The organism is Vibrio sp. Vb1026 (assembly GCF_033338745.1).
Lineage (GTDB): Bacteria > Pseudomonadota > Gammaproteobacteria > Enterobacterales > Vibrionaceae > Vibrio > Vibrio alginolyticus.
On the sequence record NZ_JAWOTH010000001.1, the window covers coordinates 675,072 to 691,242 of the forward strand.

20 protein-coding genes are annotated in these 16,171 nt (G+C 44.3%); 12 read left to right on the plus strand and 8 right to left on the minus strand.

The annotated features are described in order from the left end of the window. Window positions 1–225 precede the first annotated feature (225 nt). The gene (locus R7E47_RS03105; protein ID WP_005375522.1) at window positions 226–858 is read left to right on the plus strand and encodes a LysE family translocator; all 633 of its coding nucleotides are present in this window, start codon (window positions 226–228) and stop codon (window positions 856–858) included. A 79-nt stretch (window positions 859–937) separates the two neighbouring features. Beyond that, complete coding sequence (locus R7E47_RS03110; RefSeq protein ID WP_256900406.1) at window positions 938–1,360, plus strand: GNAT family N-acetyltransferase; 423 nt, start codon at window positions 938–940, stop codon at window positions 1,358–1,360. Between the two features lie 99 nt (window positions 1,361–1,459). Here R7E47_RS03110 and R7E47_RS03115 read toward each other — a convergent pair whose 3' ends face one another. Continuing rightward, entirely contained in the window at window positions 1,460–3,154 is a 1,695-nt protein-coding gene (locus R7E47_RS03115) for a phospho-sugar mutase (RefSeq protein ID WP_025768465.1), read from the minus strand. Between the two features lie 330 nt (window positions 3,155–3,484). On the opposite strand from R7E47_RS03115, the gene coxB reads away from it, so the two are divergent. The 4 genes from coxB to R7E47_RS03135 are packed head-to-tail and all read left to right on the plus strand — an operon-like array spanning window position 3,485 to window position 7,769. Beyond that, on the plus strand, window positions 3,485–4,648 hold the full coding sequence (gene coxB, locus R7E47_RS03120; protein ID WP_017821602.1) for a cytochrome c oxidase subunit II: 1,164 nt from the start codon (window positions 3,485–3,487) through the stop codon (window positions 4,646–4,648). Next, window positions 4,645–6,276 (plus strand): cytochrome c oxidase subunit I, encoded by a 1,632-nt coding sequence (gene ctaD / locus R7E47_RS03125; RefSeq protein ID WP_005375510.1) that lies wholly within the window; start codon window positions 4,645–4,647, stop codon window positions 6,274–6,276. The genes coxB and ctaD overlap by 4 nt, the downstream gene beginning before the upstream one ends. A 17-nt stretch (window positions 6,277–6,293) precedes the next feature. Next, window positions 6,294–6,833 carry a cytochrome c oxidase assembly protein gene (locus R7E47_RS03130; protein WP_205461316.1) on the plus strand — a complete coding sequence of 180 codons (540 nt, stop codon included), beginning with the start codon at window positions 6,294–6,296 and terminating at the stop codon, window positions 6,831–6,833. Window positions 6,834–6,884: 51 nt separating this feature from the next. After that, complete coding sequence (locus tag R7E47_RS03135) at window positions 6,885–7,769, plus strand: cytochrome c oxidase subunit 3 (protein WP_005385214.1); 885 nt, start codon at window positions 6,885–6,887, stop codon at window positions 7,767–7,769. A 24-nt stretch (window positions 7,770–7,793) separates the two neighbouring features. On the opposite strand, the gene R7E47_RS03140 is transcribed toward R7E47_RS03135, so the two are convergent. Further along, a complete protein-coding gene (locus R7E47_RS03140; protein WP_005375504.1) occupies window positions 7,794–8,030 on the minus strand; it encodes a DUF2909 domain-containing protein in 237 nt (78 codons plus the stop codon). On the opposite strand from R7E47_RS03140, the gene R7E47_RS03145 reads away from it, so the two are divergent. The 4 genes from R7E47_RS03145 to cyoE are packed head-to-tail and all read left to right on the plus strand — an operon-like array spanning window position 8,029 to window position 11,269. Further along, a complete protein-coding gene (locus R7E47_RS03145; RefSeq protein ID WP_199267669.1) occupies window positions 8,029–8,820 on the plus strand; it encodes an SURF1 family protein in 792 nt (263 codons plus the stop codon). The genes R7E47_RS03140 and R7E47_RS03145 overlap by 2 nt on opposite strands. After that, on the plus strand, window positions 8,810–9,346 hold the full coding sequence (locus R7E47_RS03150) for a cytochrome oxidase biogenesis cluster protein (protein WP_138939611.1): 537 nt from the start codon (window positions 8,810–8,812) through the stop codon (window positions 9,344–9,346). Before R7E47_RS03145 ends, R7E47_RS03150 begins: the two co-directional genes overlap by 11 nt. Before the next feature lie 11 nt (window positions 9,347–9,357). Further along, entirely contained in the window at window positions 9,358–10,377 is a 1,020-nt protein-coding gene (locus R7E47_RS03155; RefSeq protein ID WP_033906821.1) for a COX15/CtaA family protein, read from the plus strand. Further along, the gene (gene cyoE / locus R7E47_RS03160; RefSeq protein ID WP_138939610.1) at window positions 10,370–11,269 is read left to right on the plus strand and encodes a heme o synthase; all 900 of its coding nucleotides are present in this window, start codon (window positions 10,370–10,372) and stop codon (window positions 11,267–11,269) included. Before R7E47_RS03155 ends, cyoE begins: the two co-directional genes overlap by 8 nt. Window positions 11,270–11,351: 82 nt before the next feature. Here the strand turns inward: cyoE and R7E47_RS03165 are convergent, their stop codons facing one another. Then, window positions 11,352–11,825 (minus strand): FKBP-type peptidyl-prolyl cis-trans isomerase, encoded by a 474-nt coding sequence (locus R7E47_RS03165; protein ID WP_005375638.1) that lies wholly within the window; start codon window positions 11,823–11,825, stop codon window positions 11,352–11,354. Window positions 11,826–11,838: 13 nt separating this feature from the next. Continuing rightward, window positions 11,839–12,471, minus strand: a complete 633-nt coding sequence (locus R7E47_RS03170) for a thiol:disulfide interchange protein DsbA/DsbL (RefSeq protein ID WP_054574392.1) — start codon at window positions 12,469–12,471, stop codon at window positions 11,839–11,841. 282 nt (window positions 12,472–12,753) lie between these two features. Here R7E47_RS03170 and R7E47_RS03175 point away from each other — a divergent pair, with 282 nt between their 5' ends. After that, window positions 12,754–13,380, plus strand: coding sequence for an OmpA family protein (locus tag R7E47_RS03175; protein ID WP_025768460.1), 627 nt, complete (start codon window positions 12,754–12,756; stop codon window positions 13,378–13,380). A 191-nt stretch (window positions 13,381–13,571) separates the two neighbouring features. Here R7E47_RS03175 and R7E47_RS03180 read toward each other — a convergent pair whose 3' ends face one another. The 4 genes from R7E47_RS03180 to R7E47_RS03195 form a co-directional block, all read right to left on the minus strand. Beyond that, window positions 13,572–13,931: a glutaredoxin family protein gene (locus tag R7E47_RS03180; RefSeq protein WP_053350481.1), complete on the minus strand. Its 360-nt coding sequence runs from the start codon at window positions 13,929–13,931 to the stop codon at window positions 13,572–13,574. A 111-nt stretch (window positions 13,932–14,042) separates the two neighbouring features. Further along, entirely contained in the window at window positions 14,043–14,585 is a 543-nt protein-coding gene (locus R7E47_RS03185) for a hypothetical protein (RefSeq protein WP_053303766.1), read from the minus strand. Further along, window positions 14,572–15,117, minus strand: coding sequence for a YaeQ family protein (locus R7E47_RS03190; protein WP_151515430.1), 546 nt, complete (start codon window positions 15,115–15,117; stop codon window positions 14,572–14,574). The genes R7E47_RS03185 and R7E47_RS03190 overlap by 14 nt, the downstream gene beginning before the upstream one ends. An 89-nt stretch (window positions 15,118–15,206) precedes the next feature. Next, window positions 15,207–15,416 carry a cold-shock protein gene (locus tag R7E47_RS03195; RefSeq protein WP_005375625.1) on the minus strand — a complete coding sequence of 70 codons (210 nt, stop codon included), beginning with the start codon at window positions 15,414–15,416 and terminating at the stop codon, window positions 15,207–15,209. A 365-nt stretch (window positions 15,417–15,781) separates the two neighbouring features. On the opposite strand from R7E47_RS03195, the gene R7E47_RS03200 reads away from it, so the two are divergent. Next, window positions 15,782–16,078, plus strand: coding sequence for an alternative ribosome-rescue factor A (locus R7E47_RS03200; protein ID WP_017635870.1), 297 nt, complete (start codon window positions 15,782–15,784; stop codon window positions 16,076–16,078). Window positions 16,079–16,171 lie beyond the last annotated feature (93 nt).

Genomic DNA, 16,171 nt, shown 5'->3' on the forward strand with positions numbered 1-16,171 from the left:
ATCCGGTCTGCTCAAGAAAATCATTTTAGAAGTGTAACGGATCCATCGTGCTTATTTTTGTACAAAATTGCTATTCGATTTTGATAAATAGGCGAATTGATTGCTATTTTTCATATGGGCAAACTATGATTTTTATTTTTTGAATTATCTTGGCTATTTTGGGCTGGATGATGTCATTTTGTTGGTATAACATTCGCCGCCTTGTTGTAGAAAAGCGGTTCCATCATGATTGATTTATCTGTACTTCCTGTTTATCTCACCGCAGTAGTGGCTTTGTTGCTGTTACCAGGGCCCGATATGTTGCTGATAGCGAGCTCTAGTATGAGTTACGGTAAGAAGGTCGGTCTGTTTGCTAGCTTAGGCAATGCGACGTCTGGTGTTATTCTTACTTTGCTTGCAGCAATGGGTGTATCTACCCTGATTGCCATGAGCCCAATAGCCCTTAAAGTCCTTCATCTACTAGGTGGCGCTTACTTGTTAAAAATGGGTTGGGACTGCTTACGAGCTGAGGCATCTTCGGCTCCAGAGCTTGATGGTCAAAACAAAATGGCATCAACTTATTATCAACGTGCTTTGATGAGTAATTTGCTCAACCCTAAAGCCTTGGTCTTTTTTGTGATGTTTTTGCCGCAGTTTGTCTCAAGCAATATCACGGCATCTTCTGGTGAGCAGATGCTAGCGCTAGGGTTATTGTTGAACGTTCTTGGCTTGTCATTCAATTTATTACTTGTTGGGTTAGCAGGCACATTGGGCAAAGGGCTGCTCGAGAACGAAAAATTCCGCACGTATCAACATAAACTAATGGGGTTAGTGTTTGTTATTCTGGCGTTGTGGATGCTGAGTAGTTTCGCCTTGTAAAGTTATCATATTCCATCAGAAAGCCAGCAATTGCTGGCTTTTTGTTTTAGGATATTGGTGTTTCCTAAGGAGAGGATATATGAAGCTTGAATTTTGTTTAAATCCAGATCAAACAGACCTTGATTTTGTTCGTGAAGGTATTCGATCTTATAACCGACTGCATTTACCTGGAGGGGAAGTGCATGCTGTAGGCTGTTTCGCAAAAGATGAGAATGGCAAGATCATGGGTGGCTTGACTGGCGAAATGTTTAAAAATACGGTATTTGTTGAGTTTTTGTGGGTAGACGCTGAAAGTCGAACCTCTGGTCTCGGTAGCCAATTAATGTCGATGCTAGAACAAAAAGTAAAGCCTCATGGGGTTACCCATGTTTATTTGGATACCTACAGCTTTCAAGCTCTTGAGTTCTATCTCAAATTGGGTTTTGAGAAAGTGGGGCAGTACTCAGGCTATCCTGCAGAGGGCATCCACAAGTACTTTCTACAAAAGGAAATTGTAGGCTAGGGAAAGCACGGGTTAGCTTGACTTGTTCTCGTTAAAATCAAAAAATGAGGCGCGAATTTGCGCCTCTTGTTGTATCAAATATCTATGTTTCTCTTTGACTTACAAACTTTGCTGGTGCGCGTCGATAAGTTCGTTCATCTTCGCTTCTGCTGCTTGCTGTGCTTGTTCATAGCTCATATCCGCAGGGAAGAGGTTGATGACTTCGTAGTAACATTTTAGTTTTGGCTCAGTACCAGAAGGACGAACAATCACGCGAGATTGATCTTCTAGGTGATAAATCAATACGTCACTTGCTGGTAAGTCAATGGATTCTTCAGAGCCGTCGTCAAACATGCGAACCGATGTTTTAAGATCTTCGGTTACTGCAACTTTTTTACCAGCAATCTCTGTTGGTGGATTTGCTCGGAGTTTGTCGCCGATTGGTGGAGAGTTCGGGTCGAGAGCGATGCTGCGTTGTGCGTTGAAGTAGAAACCGTGCTCGCGGTACAGCTCTTCCAGTTTATCCCACAGTGTTTTGCCTTGCGCTTTAAGCTTGCCTGTTAGCTGTGAAAACGCGACGATTGCAGATAAACCATCTTTATCCCACACCTTGTTACCCACGGTATAACCGAGCGCTTCCTCATAAGCAAACAAGAATGGGTTGGTTTCAGTCTCTTGTTCCATGGCAACGTTAGTAAGCCATTTAAAGCCAGTTAATGTTTGATAGTATTGTGCGCCATGCGCCTTAGCGATGCTGCTCAGCATTCTTGAGGATACGATGGTGTTGCCAACCAAAGCGTTAGGTTGCTGTTCCAGCAAGTAATCGCCAAACAGTGAGCCCACCTGATCACCTGTTAGCATTTGATACTCGCCATCTGGGCGTTTAACTGCCACGGCAAAACGGTCTGCATCTGGATCGTTCGCGCAAGCGATATCGGCATCTACGGACTTACCTAATGCCATCACCATATCCATTGCACCGGCTTCTTCAGGGTTTGGGAAGTTGACGGTTGGGAAGCTTCCATCAGGTTCGCGCTGTTCCTTAACACTTGCCACTTTTTGGAAGCCTGCGTCGGCAAGTAGCGTTTCCGCCATATTCGCGCCAACGCCATGCATTGCTGTGTAAGCAATAGATATATCGGTATTGTTGTCAGGAGTAAGCAGCGCGTTTTCGTTCATTGTCTTACGGTAAGTTTGGTAGTAGTCGTCTTCCAACCAAACTAACAAACCGTGCTGTTTTGCATCATCGAGAGACATTAAAGGTAATGGCTTCGTTGTTGCGTCATCAATTTTCGCTGCGATTCCAGAGTCGTGCGGAGGAATAATCTGTGCGCCATTCTCCCAATATACTTTAAAGCCATTGTATTCTGGTGGATTGTGACTGGCAGTAACAACAACAGCGGCCGCCGCATTCAATGTACGGACACCAAACGCGACAATTGGGGTTGCTGCAACGTCATACGTTAGGTAAACCTTGATACCAAGGGCCGTCAGTACGGATGCGGTATCATGCGCGAATTGCTTTGAATCGGGACGACCGTCGTAGCCAATAACGACACCACGACTCGCGGCATCTTTGACTTGCTCAAGCAAATAGTTCCCTAAACCAGTGGCGGTCTCTTGAATCACCAAGCGGTTCATTCGGTTTGGACCTGCGCCCACTTTGCCACGTAAGCCTGCAGTACCAAAGGCAAGGCGTGAGCCAAAGCGATCAGTAAGTTCTTGTTCATTGTTCGTATCGACGAGGTGTTGTAGCTCTTCACGAGTCTTAGGGTCAGGGTCTCGTTCTAGCCATTGCGTAATTAGTGCTGTCATATCAGTCATTCCTTAGTAGGGGGAGCCTACTTTCTTGGACACTTCGTTTGGTAAGTATCTCAATGTTTTCTTTTAAATCAATGTAAATGGTTCTCAATTACATTTCAAAGAGGGCAATCGATAAACCGAATTAATTTTTCTTATCCGAACAAAATTTAATCATATTTAATTTCTTGAAGAACCTTGGAACTATAACTAGCCTTTTAACATAAATATAACAAACCGTGTCGAAATCGTAGTTTTTGTGATTTTTCGTAAAGTTGTTCGATATTTGCATCGGGACGCAAGGAAGCTCGCTTAGGCGTAGCGGCTGAGCAGAGGAGAGATCTTTTGAAAAGATTAACGACTACTCTAGCCTTATCACTGAATGTGATTTTAATCACATTTTCCTCTTTTGGTTGGTCAAAGGAAAATGACTACAACATGACAAAAGGGGTCACAGAGATAAGTGGGCAAGTGTATGAATTACATATGCTGATTTTCTATATCTGCTGTGTAATTGCTTTGATTGTTTTTGGTGTGATGTTCTATTCCATCTTCCGCCATCGCAAGTCAAAAGGAGCAGTTGCCGCACATTTCCATGAAAGTACAAAAGTGGAAATTATTTGGACGGTCATACCCATCATCATTCTTGTCGCTATGGCGATTCCCGCAACAAAAACTCTAGTAGCAATGGAAGATACAAGCCAATCGGATATCACGGTCAAGATCACAGGTTCGCAATGGAAATGGCATTACAGCTATTTTGGCGAAGATGTTGAGTTTTTTAGTTTGCTTGCCACCAGCCAAAAACAAATTGATGGAATCGAAGCTAAAGGCGCACATTACTTACTGGAAGTAGACAACCCTTTGGTGTTGCCTGTGAATCGCAAAGTGCGTTTTTTGATGACTTCTGATGATGTCATTCACTCTTGGTGGGTACCGGACTTTGCCGTCAAGAAAGACACCATTCCAGGTTTTATTAATGAAGCATGGACAAGAATTGATGAGCCAGGCGTATATCGCGGCCAATGTGCGGAGCTATGTGGTCGTGCACACGGATTTATGCCAGTGGTGGTGCATGCGATGGAAGAAGAAAAGTTCGATGAATGGCTAGCGAGTAAGAAGCAAGAACTCGCACTTCAAAAAGCGGCGGCACAAGAAGCGCTCTCTCAAGACTTATCTATGGACGAATTGATGTCGCAAGGCGAATCGATATACACGGCGCGTTGCGCTGTGTGTCATCAGGCAAATGGTGAGGGAATTCCGGGTGCATTTCCCGCGATTAAAGGCAGTCCTATTGCAACCGGAGATGTTACAGAGCACATAGATATTATTGTCAACGGTCGCCCTGGTACCGCAATGCAGGCTTTTTCTAATCAGTTAAGTGACAAAGAAATTGGCGCGGTTATCACATATCAACGAAATGCATGGGGCAACGATACTGGCGATACAGTGCAAGCATCCGATGTGAATGCCTTTAAGGCACAAGGCAGTGCTAAGGAGGAAATATGAGTAAGCCAATAGATAAGGCAGTGAAGTCTGCGCCAGCAGAAGCCAGTGCGAACAGTACCATTGCGATTGATGATGGTCACGAGCATCATGCACCCCAGGGCATCACTCGTTGGTTGTATTCTACAAGCCATAAAGACATAGGCACCCTCTACCTTTGGTTTAGCTTTGCGATGTTTCTAACAGGTGGTGCGATGGCTATGATCATTCGTGCCGAACTGTTCCAGCCAGGGCTACAGCTAGTCGATCCGCAGTTTTTTAATCAAATGACCACGGTACACGGTTTAGTAATGGTATTTGGTGCGGTGATGCCAGCATTTACGGGTCTTGCTAACTGGATGATCCCGATGATGATCGGCGCTCCAGATATGGCGCTGCCGCGTATGAACAACTTGAGCTTTTGGATCTTACCTTTTGCATTTCTTATTTTGTTGAGCTCGTTGTTTTTACCTGGTGGCGGTCCTGATTTTGGTTGGACGTTTTATGCTCCGCTGTCCACGACTTATGGCCCGGATAGCACTGCGCTGTTTGTATTCTCTGTTCATATCATGGGTATCAGCTCCATTATGGGCGCGATCAACGTTATCGTGACGATCGTAAATATGCGAGCTCCGGGAATGACTTGGTTCAAGTTACCAATGTTTGTTTGGACTTGGCTAATCACCGCTTTCTTGTTGATCGCGGTTATGCCGGTACTAGCAGGTGCTGTGACCATGGTTCTTACTGACAAATATTTCGGGACTAGCTTCTTTGACGCAGCTGGTGGTGGTGACCCGGTAATGTTCCAACACATCTTTTGGTTCTTTGGTCACCCAGAAGTGTACATCATGATTTTACCGTCGTTTGGAATCATCTCCGCAATTCTGCCTGCTTTCAGTGGTAAGAAGCTGTTTGGTTATCATTCGATGGTTTACGCGACGTGCAGCATTGCATTGTTATCTTTCCTTGTGTGGGCGCACCACATGTTTACCACGGGGATGCCAGTTTTTGCTGAGCTCTTCTTCATGTATTGCACTATGCTGATTGCGGTACCAACGGGGGTTAAAGTCTTTAACTGGGTTGCCACCATGTGGCGTGGAGCTCTGACCTTTGAAACGCCAATGTTGTTTGCCATTGCCTTTATTGTGCTGTTTACTATTGGCGGCTTCTCGGGACTGATGTTGGCGATTGTGCCGGCGGATTTCCAATATCATGACACTTACTTCGTGGTTGCCCATTTCCATTATGTGTTGGTGTCTGGTGCGGTATTCTCGATCATGGCAGCGGCATACTACTGGCTACCTAAGTGGACGGGCAATATGTACGACCACAAGCTGAGTTTATGGCATTTCTGGTGCTCAATTATTTCCGTCAATGTCCTGTTTTTCCCAATGCACTTCCTAGGCTTAGCGGGCATGCCAAGACGCATACCGGATTACGCCATTCAGTTTGCTGATGTTAATCAAATAGTATCAATTGGTGGGTTTGCATTTGGGTTGTCACAACTGATCTTCTTATGGTTGGTGATCAAGTGTATTCGTGGCGGGGAGAAGGCTTCTGCAAAACCATGGGAACGTGCGGAAGGCTTAGAGTGGACAGTGCCAAGCCCTGCGCCACATCATACGTTTACTACACCGCCTAAGATTGACTAGCAAGTGGGGTGAGTGACATGAAACCGAATCCATCAAACAAGAAGCTCACAGTGAAGTTATTTTTGGCGACCCTGTTAATGTTTGGCTTCGGCTATGCACTGGTCCCACTTTATGACGTGATGTGCGACGCACTGGGAATCAATGGAAAGACAAGTGAAGTAGCCGCCATTCAACCGACAGGTATGCAACCGGACATGAGCAGAACTGTTCGCGTGGAGTTTATGGCGCATGTAAGCCCAGATATGCCTTGGGAGTTTAGACCCAAAGTGATTTCGATGGATGTTCACCCAGGTGAAGTCGTGCAAACCGAATACCTTGCATTTAATGAAAGCGGGCAGAAGTTGGTGGGGCAAGCCGTTCCTTCTGTTTCTCCCGGGACTGGAGCTGCTTACTTCAATAAGATTGAGTGTTTTTGTTTTAATCAGCAGCCTCTGGATGGTAAACAGCAAGCTCAAATGCCGTTGATTTTTTATATCGAACCGGACTTGCCGGAGTCTATACACACGTTAACGCTGTCTTACACACTCTATAAACTTCCCCCTCCTACAGGCTCTTAGCCACTCAGGGAGAGAGATACAGACCAAGGTTGGTCAGTAAGGAGAGAAATTATGAGTAACAAGCCAGGAACATATTATGTTCCCGCTCAAAGTAGCTGGCCGATCATCGGTGCATTTGCTCTGTTTTTGGTTGCTGTTGGCGCGGGCATGACCGTCCAGGGGACACAAAGTGACGGTGCAGTGGGAACCATTGGTGGCATTGTGCTAGCGGTGGGCTTCTTGTTCTTGCTTTACATGTTGGCTGGTTGGTTTAGTAATGTGATTACTGAATCACTGAGTGGAAAATACAGCTCGCAAATTACTCGTTCTTTTCGCCAAGGAATGAGCTGGTTTATCTTTTCTGAAGTGATGTTTTTTGGTGCCTTTTTTGGTGCCTTGTTCTACGCCAGAATGATTTCTGTGCCTTGGTTAGGTGGGGCAGATAATAACTTCATGACTAACGAAGTCCTGTGGCCAACCTTCGAAGCGATGTGGCCACTAACACTGACACCGGGAGGAGAAACAACACAAGCTATGCCGTGGCAGGGCATACCCCTTACCAATACTATCTTGCTGCTATTGTCGTCTATTACGCTACATATGGCGCATATAAGCCTTGAACAGGACAAAAGAACGGCACTGATTGTTTGGTTAGAGATAACCATCGTACTTGCTGGCTTTTTTCTATATTACCAAGCGGTTGAGTATGTTCATGCTTATCAAGACATAGGGCTCACGTTGCAGTCCGGTATTTACGGTAACACGTTCTTCATGTTGACGGGGTTCCACGGTTTACACGTTTGTCTTGGGACTATCTTCTTGATCGTGCTGCTGTTCAGAATCGCTAAAGATCACTTTTCGCCAAAGAACCATTTTGCCTTTCAAGCCGGCAGCTGGTATTGGCATTTCGTGGATGTGGTTTGGTTATGTCTGTTTGTGTTTGTTTACGTACTTTAGGCGCAGTGTGAACTCTTGGTTCGACTAATAAGGGCGAGGGTTTGGTGCTAGCCAACCCGAGCTGAGCGCAATAAGCAAAAGGACGACCACCAAAGCGGAGAACATGACTCGACGGCCTAAGTAATGACTCATGGGTTTGTCTCTTTTTTCAGGATTATCTGGGTCTTCACGAACCATTTCGATAAGCGCTTTTGCGAGGTTGAAGATAATGAAAAGCAGCAAAAGGACAAGCGTCAGTTTGAATAGAAATACGGTGGACATGGCACCTCCGGTTTCATCATTGTTGTTATCAAGACAATTATGGCTATCGAAACGGTTTTGGGTTGCAGTTGGTTTAACTGTGGTTGTGTTTTCTCTTTTGGTCAAACTGGGTTTTTGGCAGTTTGAGAGAGGGCAAGAAAAACAAGCATTGGAACAAGCCATTCTCGCGCGTGCGGATAGTGCGTACCAAGCACTAAGCGTCGTTCTTGAAGACAACGACTGGCGAGAGGAAAGTATCCTCGGGAAAAAAGTGGAAGTTAATGTTGTTCCTCAGGCGTTTCCCGTAATTTTGTTAGACAACCAAACGCATCAAGGCAGTGTGGGATATTTAGCATTTCAGATTGTATTGACGAGCGATGAGCCTAGTACCTATGCGTTATTGGAGCTTGGTTTTGTCGAGGGAAGAGCAGATCGCTCAATGTTACCAACGGTCACCAAACTCGATAATTCGATTTTCATCACAGGACGCCTGTACCGAAAATCTACTAATCCACTGAGCTCAGAGTTAATGCCGGAAGTTGGCGATGTTATTCGCGTGCAAAACCTAAACATCGCGCAATTGAATCAGCTACTGAACATTGAACTTATGCCCGCAGTCTTGCAGCCAGACAATTTAACTCGTTGGCCCTATGACTTTCCTTGGAATCCATTACCACTCAATAGTGCCAAACATTTTGGCTATTCGATTCAATGGTTTTCGATGGCAGGTGTTTTCTTATTACTGACTTTAATTGTTTTTGTTCGTTGGCAAAAAAAGTTGCGTCACATGGAGGTGAAGCATGACATCTAAAGTAACCAAAGGACGACTAATGTTGATTGCGCTGGTTTGTACGTTCGCGCTTCCCGCTGTCATTGCAAAAGTCATTCTCACACAAGGGTGGTATCAAAGCGGAGTGACCAATAGAGGCGAGTTAGTCGAACCATACACGACGTTAGAGCAACTTGGTCAAGAGTCACCTCTCAAAGACCATGCTTGGCAGCTCGCTTATGTATTGCCTAACGAATGCACTGAAGAGTGTAAACAGCAGCTTTACCTGCTTCAGCAAAGCCATGTTGCTTTAGGTAAGTATCAAGAGCGAGTAGTGCCAGTCGTTTGGCAGACTGAGCATTCAGATCCCATAGAAGTATCGATGTTAGCGATGCAAATGAATGAATTGGTTACCGCAAAAGTGAAACCTGGGCAAATGTTGATCGTTGATCCTCTTGGGCAACTGGTGATGTCTTACTCGCCGAAACCAAATGAGGACTTAGTCCTATTGAATAAAGGTATGTTGGCGGACTTACGCAAGCTCTTAAAACTGTCACGAGTCGGTTAGAGGAAGTGCATATGAAATTAATTCAGTTGGTTAGATTCAGTTTGCTGCTAACTCTCGTGGTGATCATGTTAGGAGCATATACTCGCCTTTCAGATGCAGGGTTAGGTTGCCCGGATTGGCCTGGTTGTTATGGGCACTTTTCTGTGCCGCATCAAGAAGAAGACGTCATACGTGCTAACCTGAACTTCCCCGAGCGGGCAGTAGAGCATGAGAAAGCATGGCTTGAGATGATTCATCGCTATTTTGCAGGAACGTTAGGTTTAGTCATTTTTGCGATGGCAGCGATATCAATAAGGTCTGAGCGTGTAAATTCAACCATTCCGATGTTGCTAAGCGTATTGGTGATTGGGCAGGCACTTTTGGGAATGTGGACAGTTACTCTTAAATTAATGCCCGTCATCGTGATGCTTCACTTGCTCGGTGGTTTTGTTTTATTGGCGTTACAGGCGATTTTTTACTGCCAATTAAAAGCGCAAAACAATCTCTATTTCTCTCCATCTTCTAGCTCTCTGAGAGGCTTTTCATTGTTGGTTTTTCTGGTTGTTTTGGTGCAAGTGCTCCTTGGAGGATGGACTTCGTCAAATTATGCTGCGCTGATGTGTACCACACTGCCGATTTGTGAGGGAGACTGGATGAGCCATCTCTCATGGAAAGAAGCGTTTTCTTTCTGGCAAACTGGATTCGAGAATTATGAATTTGGTGTCTTGGAGTATCCGGCAAGAATGACTATACACGTCACTCATCGTATAGGCGCTATTGTTACCGCCACCGTGGTATTGGCTTATAGTATTGGGCTTATGAGGCAAGATTCTCATCATTCACAGAGAATCGGAGGGTGGTTGTTATTCACTCTGGTGTGCCAAATTATGCTGGGTGTAAGCAACGTAGTATTTCAACTTCCTATCTATGTCGCGGTGGCGCACAACCTTGGTGCCGCTGTTATGTTGAGTCTCGTTTGTGTTAGTCAGTTTTACTTGTGGCAGGGTAAAACGGCTTGGAATTACACCGCGAAAGGAGTTCGCTATGAGTAAAGAAATCGCGCTGTCGTTAAATGGGCGAAAGCGACTAAGTTCCGTTTATTTGAAGTTAACGAAACCTAAAGTGGTGGCGTTAATGTTGGTGACGGCAGTAGTAGGGATGAGCTTAGCCCCGGTTGATGATTTCCCCTGGTTGCACGCGGTAGTTGGCCTAACGGGGATTGGTCTGATGGCAGGGTCTGCGGCAGCGTTTAATCATCTAATTGACCGCCGAATTGATGCGAGAATGGCACGTACACACAAACGACCATTGCCATCGGGTGAGACTAAACCATCATCGGTGATAGCCTTCGCTACAGTTTTAGGTGTCTTAGGGTTTGTACTTCTCTATGCGATGGTCAACCCGCTGACGGCATGGTTGACTTTGATGAGTTTGCTCGGCTATGCGATGGTATACACAATGTACCTCAAACGTGCTACGCCCCAAAATATCGTCATTGCTGGGATTGCCGGTGCGATGCCGCCTCTTCTCGGTTGGACTGCTGTAACAGGGCAATTACATGCGAATGCTTGGCTGCTCGTGATGATCATTTTTATCTGGACGCCACCACATTTTTGGGCTCTGGCTATTCATCGTGTCGAGGATTACCGCAAGGTAGATATTCCCATGCTGCCAGTGACACACGGCATTGAGTACACCAAAACTTCTATTCTGTTGTATACGGTGCTATTGACTTTGGTTTGTGTCCTACCGGTTTTGGTTGGTATGGTCGGCGTGGTGTATCTTTTTGCCTCGCTACTCCTCAATGCTGGCTTTATGTACCATGCATGGAAGCTAAAATATGCACCAGAGCCAAATACCGCGATGGAGACGTTTAAATTCTCTATCTATCATCTTTTGGCGTTGTTCATTGCATTGCTTTCGGATCACTATATTGGTTTTTAACCTCTCTTAAAACAGAAAACGCCGCGTGGTTCACGGCGTTTTTGGTTTTGATACTTTGGCTTTAAGACAAAGCTTTCTAGATTTATTGAATTTCTAGCAGTTCAACATCAAAGATCAAAACACTTGCTGGTGGAATTGGGCCAGAGCCACTCTTACCATAGCCAAGCGTGCTTGGTACGAAAAGGCGGATTTTCTCACCTTCTACCATGTATTGTAGACCTTCTTGCCAGCCTTTAATGACTTGGTTAAGACCAAATGAAATCGGCTCACCACGATTAACAGAGCTATCGAATACCGTGCCATCAATCAAGGTGCCGTGGTAGTGTACTTTTACTTTACTTGTTGCAGTTGGGTGAACCTCACCTTCGCCTTTTTCAAGAACCATGTATTGAAGGCCACTTTCTGTTGTGATGACGCCTTCTTTTTTCGCATTTTCTAGTAAGAATGCTTGGCCTTTGGCAAAGTTTTCATCTGCTACTTTATGGTTTGTCCAAGTACGGTAAATGAAAAAGCCCGCCAAAATAAAAATAATAAGAGGAAACAAAAATTTAGACACGTAATCTCCTTGTCTATTTAGGTTGTTTTAGCAAAAATTTGATGGTTTCTGCCATGGCTTCAACGCTGTCATGACCACCAGTAATCACTTGATATTTTCCGTTTACGATAAAGGCTGGAACGGAGTTCATTTGGCCGCGAGTCGTGATCGCTTCTGCCTTAGTGATGTACTCAAACAGCGCTTTTTGCTGTGCTTCATCTAAATGGTAAGGGCTGATAAGGTTGCGAGACTCAAAGGCTTTCTCTACGGCGATTTGGCGTTCCTCAGCCGTTGCATCGGCACCCATTTGCACAGCAGTAAAAAGATCCGCCATAAACGCTTTATCTGGTGTTGATTCAAGCTGCATTACGGCAGTATAGAAGATGATGGCGCTCACTTGTGCACTTTCATTGAACGTTACATGCATTTTTTCAACGCTTTGATCGGTCAATGATTCAATTTGAGGGACAAACTCTTCCATTGAGCGGCAGTGGCCACAAGTTAAAGAGAATGCTTCAGTCAGGGGAGCTAAATCATACTCTTCAAGGGATACTGGCAAAACTTCGTATTGTTTGCCTTGCTGAGGCTGACTCTTGCCGCTATCGCATGCCGACAAAGCCATTACGGCAACAACAACAGCAAAGCCTTTCGATATGGTTTTTAACATAGTAGTGCTCTAAATGAGAAATTTGCGTTAGTTTATCGGTTAACGATAGTGACTAAAACCATTAAATAACAATAAAGTGAGACCATTGGTAACAGACTTTGCCTGACGTATGGACTGTAAGGGTAGGGTATTTTAGTGTTGCGTTTTACTTGAGAGATGATTTTGCATTGACTCCAGTGGCATGAACGCTGCATAGACAAACCAATCGGTGGACAAAAGCGCTAAAGATTCGGCGTGTTTTGTCGACACAATGAACAAGAGTTTTTCTACGTTGGTAATGGTATGAAGCATTGGTTTTTAATTGTTTGTGGCATTCTGGCCGGGTGCAGCAGCCTCGATCAAGATATGGTCCCTGGTGGGAACATTTTAGATACAGCTCCTAAATCAAACACTGAGCTGAGACACCCAGAGTGGGGATACCCGAGCGCATCCAATGTGGCTTCTTCCCCTCGTTCATATCAAACGGCGAGGGCGTCAGTAAAAAAGTCGCAAAACGTGACCTCTCTGGAAATGTTCCTGAGCAGGCATAACATTCCTCACGAGACGCTCAGTGGTGGTCACCTGATGATACGTTTGAAAGAGCAAGTGCATTTTCAAACGGGTTCTGCACGGTTATCTGCTCAATCTCAAGACTGGATTCGAAACATTGGTCACTATCTGGCTGGAAGAACTGATGTTGATGTCGTGATTGATGGTCATGCGGATAGCACGGGAGCTGAAAGCTTCAATGACACGCTATCTGAAAAGCGAGCTCGTGAAGTAGAAAAACAACTATTGGCGACGAGTATTCCACGTCAACGAGTGTTTTCTAGAGGCTTCGGAGAGTATGTACCGAAGTGCAGCAATGCGACAGCGAGTGGTAAAGCTTGCAATCGGCGCGTAGAGCTAACATTGATCGTGGATGAATAACGCAGACGTTGGGTGGTAATCTTCGTTGTGTTGTTCTTGCATACCCGTTATTTGCTTAGTGGAGTTTAAGTTTGGAGTTGAGCAAGAAGACTGAATAAGGAAAGCTCGCACGGCAACATCTAGCTAGAAAAAATAGAAAAGGGGCACCGTTAGGTGCCTCTTTTACATCCGCCAATGTTCATAGGGGGAACTTAGGCAAATTCTTTTTCAACGTAAGCGACGATGTCAGATGACTCGTATAACCACTGTGTCTCGCCATCTTTTTCGATACGCAGACAAGGGACTTTAACTCGCCCACCACCTTGCTCTAGTTCAGCTCGATGAGTCGGGTTATTTTTTGCATCACGTAGCTCAATGTTCACCGATTGACGCTTCATTGCACGGCGGACCTTTACGCAAAAAGGGCAGGCTTCAAATTGGTAAAGTGCGTATTGTTTCGCTTTTTTATCAATACGTTGCTGTTCTTCTGCGGTGCGCTTAATACCACGAGGTGAGAACACCACGTTCAGCAATAAGATAACCTTGCCTAAAATCCAACGGATAAACTTCATAATGATCCCTTGCTGTTCATTGGGTAATTGTCCTTTAAGAATGCAATCATGATGCTTGTTGCACTGAACGTGAAGTCTATCAGTTGTTTGAAATGGATAAAACCATGTACTTTATGCGGAAAATAGACGTTTAAACCAACCCCAAAAGCCACTTGCTGAAGCCGGACGGGCTTCTTTACCTTGATAAAAACTTTGCATGAGTTCGGTTCTGAATGCATCAACGTCCATGCGTTTTATGACAAGCTCATGCTGCAATGTATTTTGAGTCTGCTCGGCATGATCGTGCGCCAAGCTGAAATCCATATTTAAATAGCCTTGCGTGTATAACCAAAGGTGGGTGACTAAGATTAGGTCTTCAGCAGATTGGTTAGTAAACTTATCCGCGAGCTCATTACCCAAGGAGTCAGTCAGAACTTGCTGCATACGCTGGGTAGAGTGAGCATGTTGCTCGTAGTTAGCACTTGCTTCAATATGTGATTTGGTCAAAAGGCCAAGCAGGTGAAGAGTAGGTGCTGTTGTGGGTTTGTTCTCACAGACTTTTGTAAATAGTTGTGACTGTTCTTTTAACCAACGTCGCTTTGCTGCTTTATGTTCTTTAACAAAGGGGATTTCTTCAAATCCCATCTCTTGACTCAGTTCACTAAGAGACGTCATGGTTTTTTAGTTCCTTCACCGTTACTTCGATATGCTGATCATTGATATCAACAAAAATTGAGCTGCCAGTAATCATAACAGAAAGGCTAGTACCTCGGTCAAGGTGCTGACAAATCAAGTCGATAGCGTCATAGTCAAAGCTCTCTACGTTGACGGGAAACATTGAGAACTTTCCTGACATTTTGTCCCACCAGACAGCCGCTTTGGTGTTATAAGTGTAAACTTTTACATGCTTTGCTAGGCGAGAAGCTTTCTTAATTCTGTCTGGTTCTGGTTCGCCAATTTCAATCCAGTGAGTAATGCTTTGATCATCGCCAACATGCCATAAATCAGGCTCTTCAATCGTAGAGAGTCCTTTTGTAAACTCCAGATTGCTTTGAGCATTTAAACAGTAAGCTAGAATGCGAGCCAACATTCTTTGCGGCTTTTCAGAAGGATGAAGGGCGATAGTTAGATTTTTAGAATCGTAATAGTCATTATTCATATCGGAAATGGCGATACGAAATTTGTAAATGGTTGGTTTAAGAGCCATAGATTTATATCGTTTTGTTGGCAAAATAAGTTTTAGGCAAAAAAATAGCCAGCTTTAAAAGCTGGCTATCGTATCAAATTCTTTAAGAATTAAAGTACTTTGATTTGCTCTGCTTGAGGGCCTTTTTGACCTTGAGAGATAACAAATTCTACTTTCTGGCCTTCAACTAGAGTACGGAAGCCGTCACCAGTGATTGCAGAGAAGTGAGCAAATACGTCAGGACCGTTTTCTTGTTGAATGAAACCGAAGCCTTTAGTTTCGTTGAACCACTTAACTGTGCCAGTAGCTGTGTTAGACATGTCTATTTCCTAAATATCTAAATAATGTAATCTTTCGCCTCAACGGCGCTTATAGCGTGGAAAAATAAATTGCTATTGCGTACCACAGGACGACGGGTTACAAGTAATCCAACGAAATGTGAAAACAAAGAACTTTCTTTCTAGCCGTGTTTGAGTCTAGGTTAATTCCACGAAGAGTCAACATATATTAGTGCTTTATGGACAAATATTTGTATTTAGTCACTATTTAACCAGCATGTTTTTGATTAAATTTCAAATAAATGACGGTGATGTGAAGTTTTTTAGCATAAAATTCAACTAAATCTATAAATTTGACTTATTTATATAATTATTGTCCAATCTGGTTCGACCATTAAGGAGGATTTATGGCAAAGCGTAAAATCAGTCCTCAACCGAGTGGCTCACAACATGAGACCGACTTCGGCAGAGGTGAAATCAAAGACAACGCGTTAAAAGCGGTTGTTACCAGTCAGCTGTTCCAAACACGAGTCGTTAAAGCGAAAAAAGGTAAAGGTAGCTTCAGCCGTAAAATGAAGCATAGAGGCAAAGAGCCCTATTCAAAGTTCTCCCCAAGGTGGATTTTGAATAGGGCTTTTTTGTTGGTACTAGGTGTTTGCAAAACTGATGATATTCAATTTTTAGTACCAGATAAGTTTTCCTAATTTATCATGTACTGCTTCAACTGCTTCAACTGCTTCAACTGCTTCAGCGAACTAGGCGTTGAAAGTACCAATTAAGTACTAAAACTTACTAAG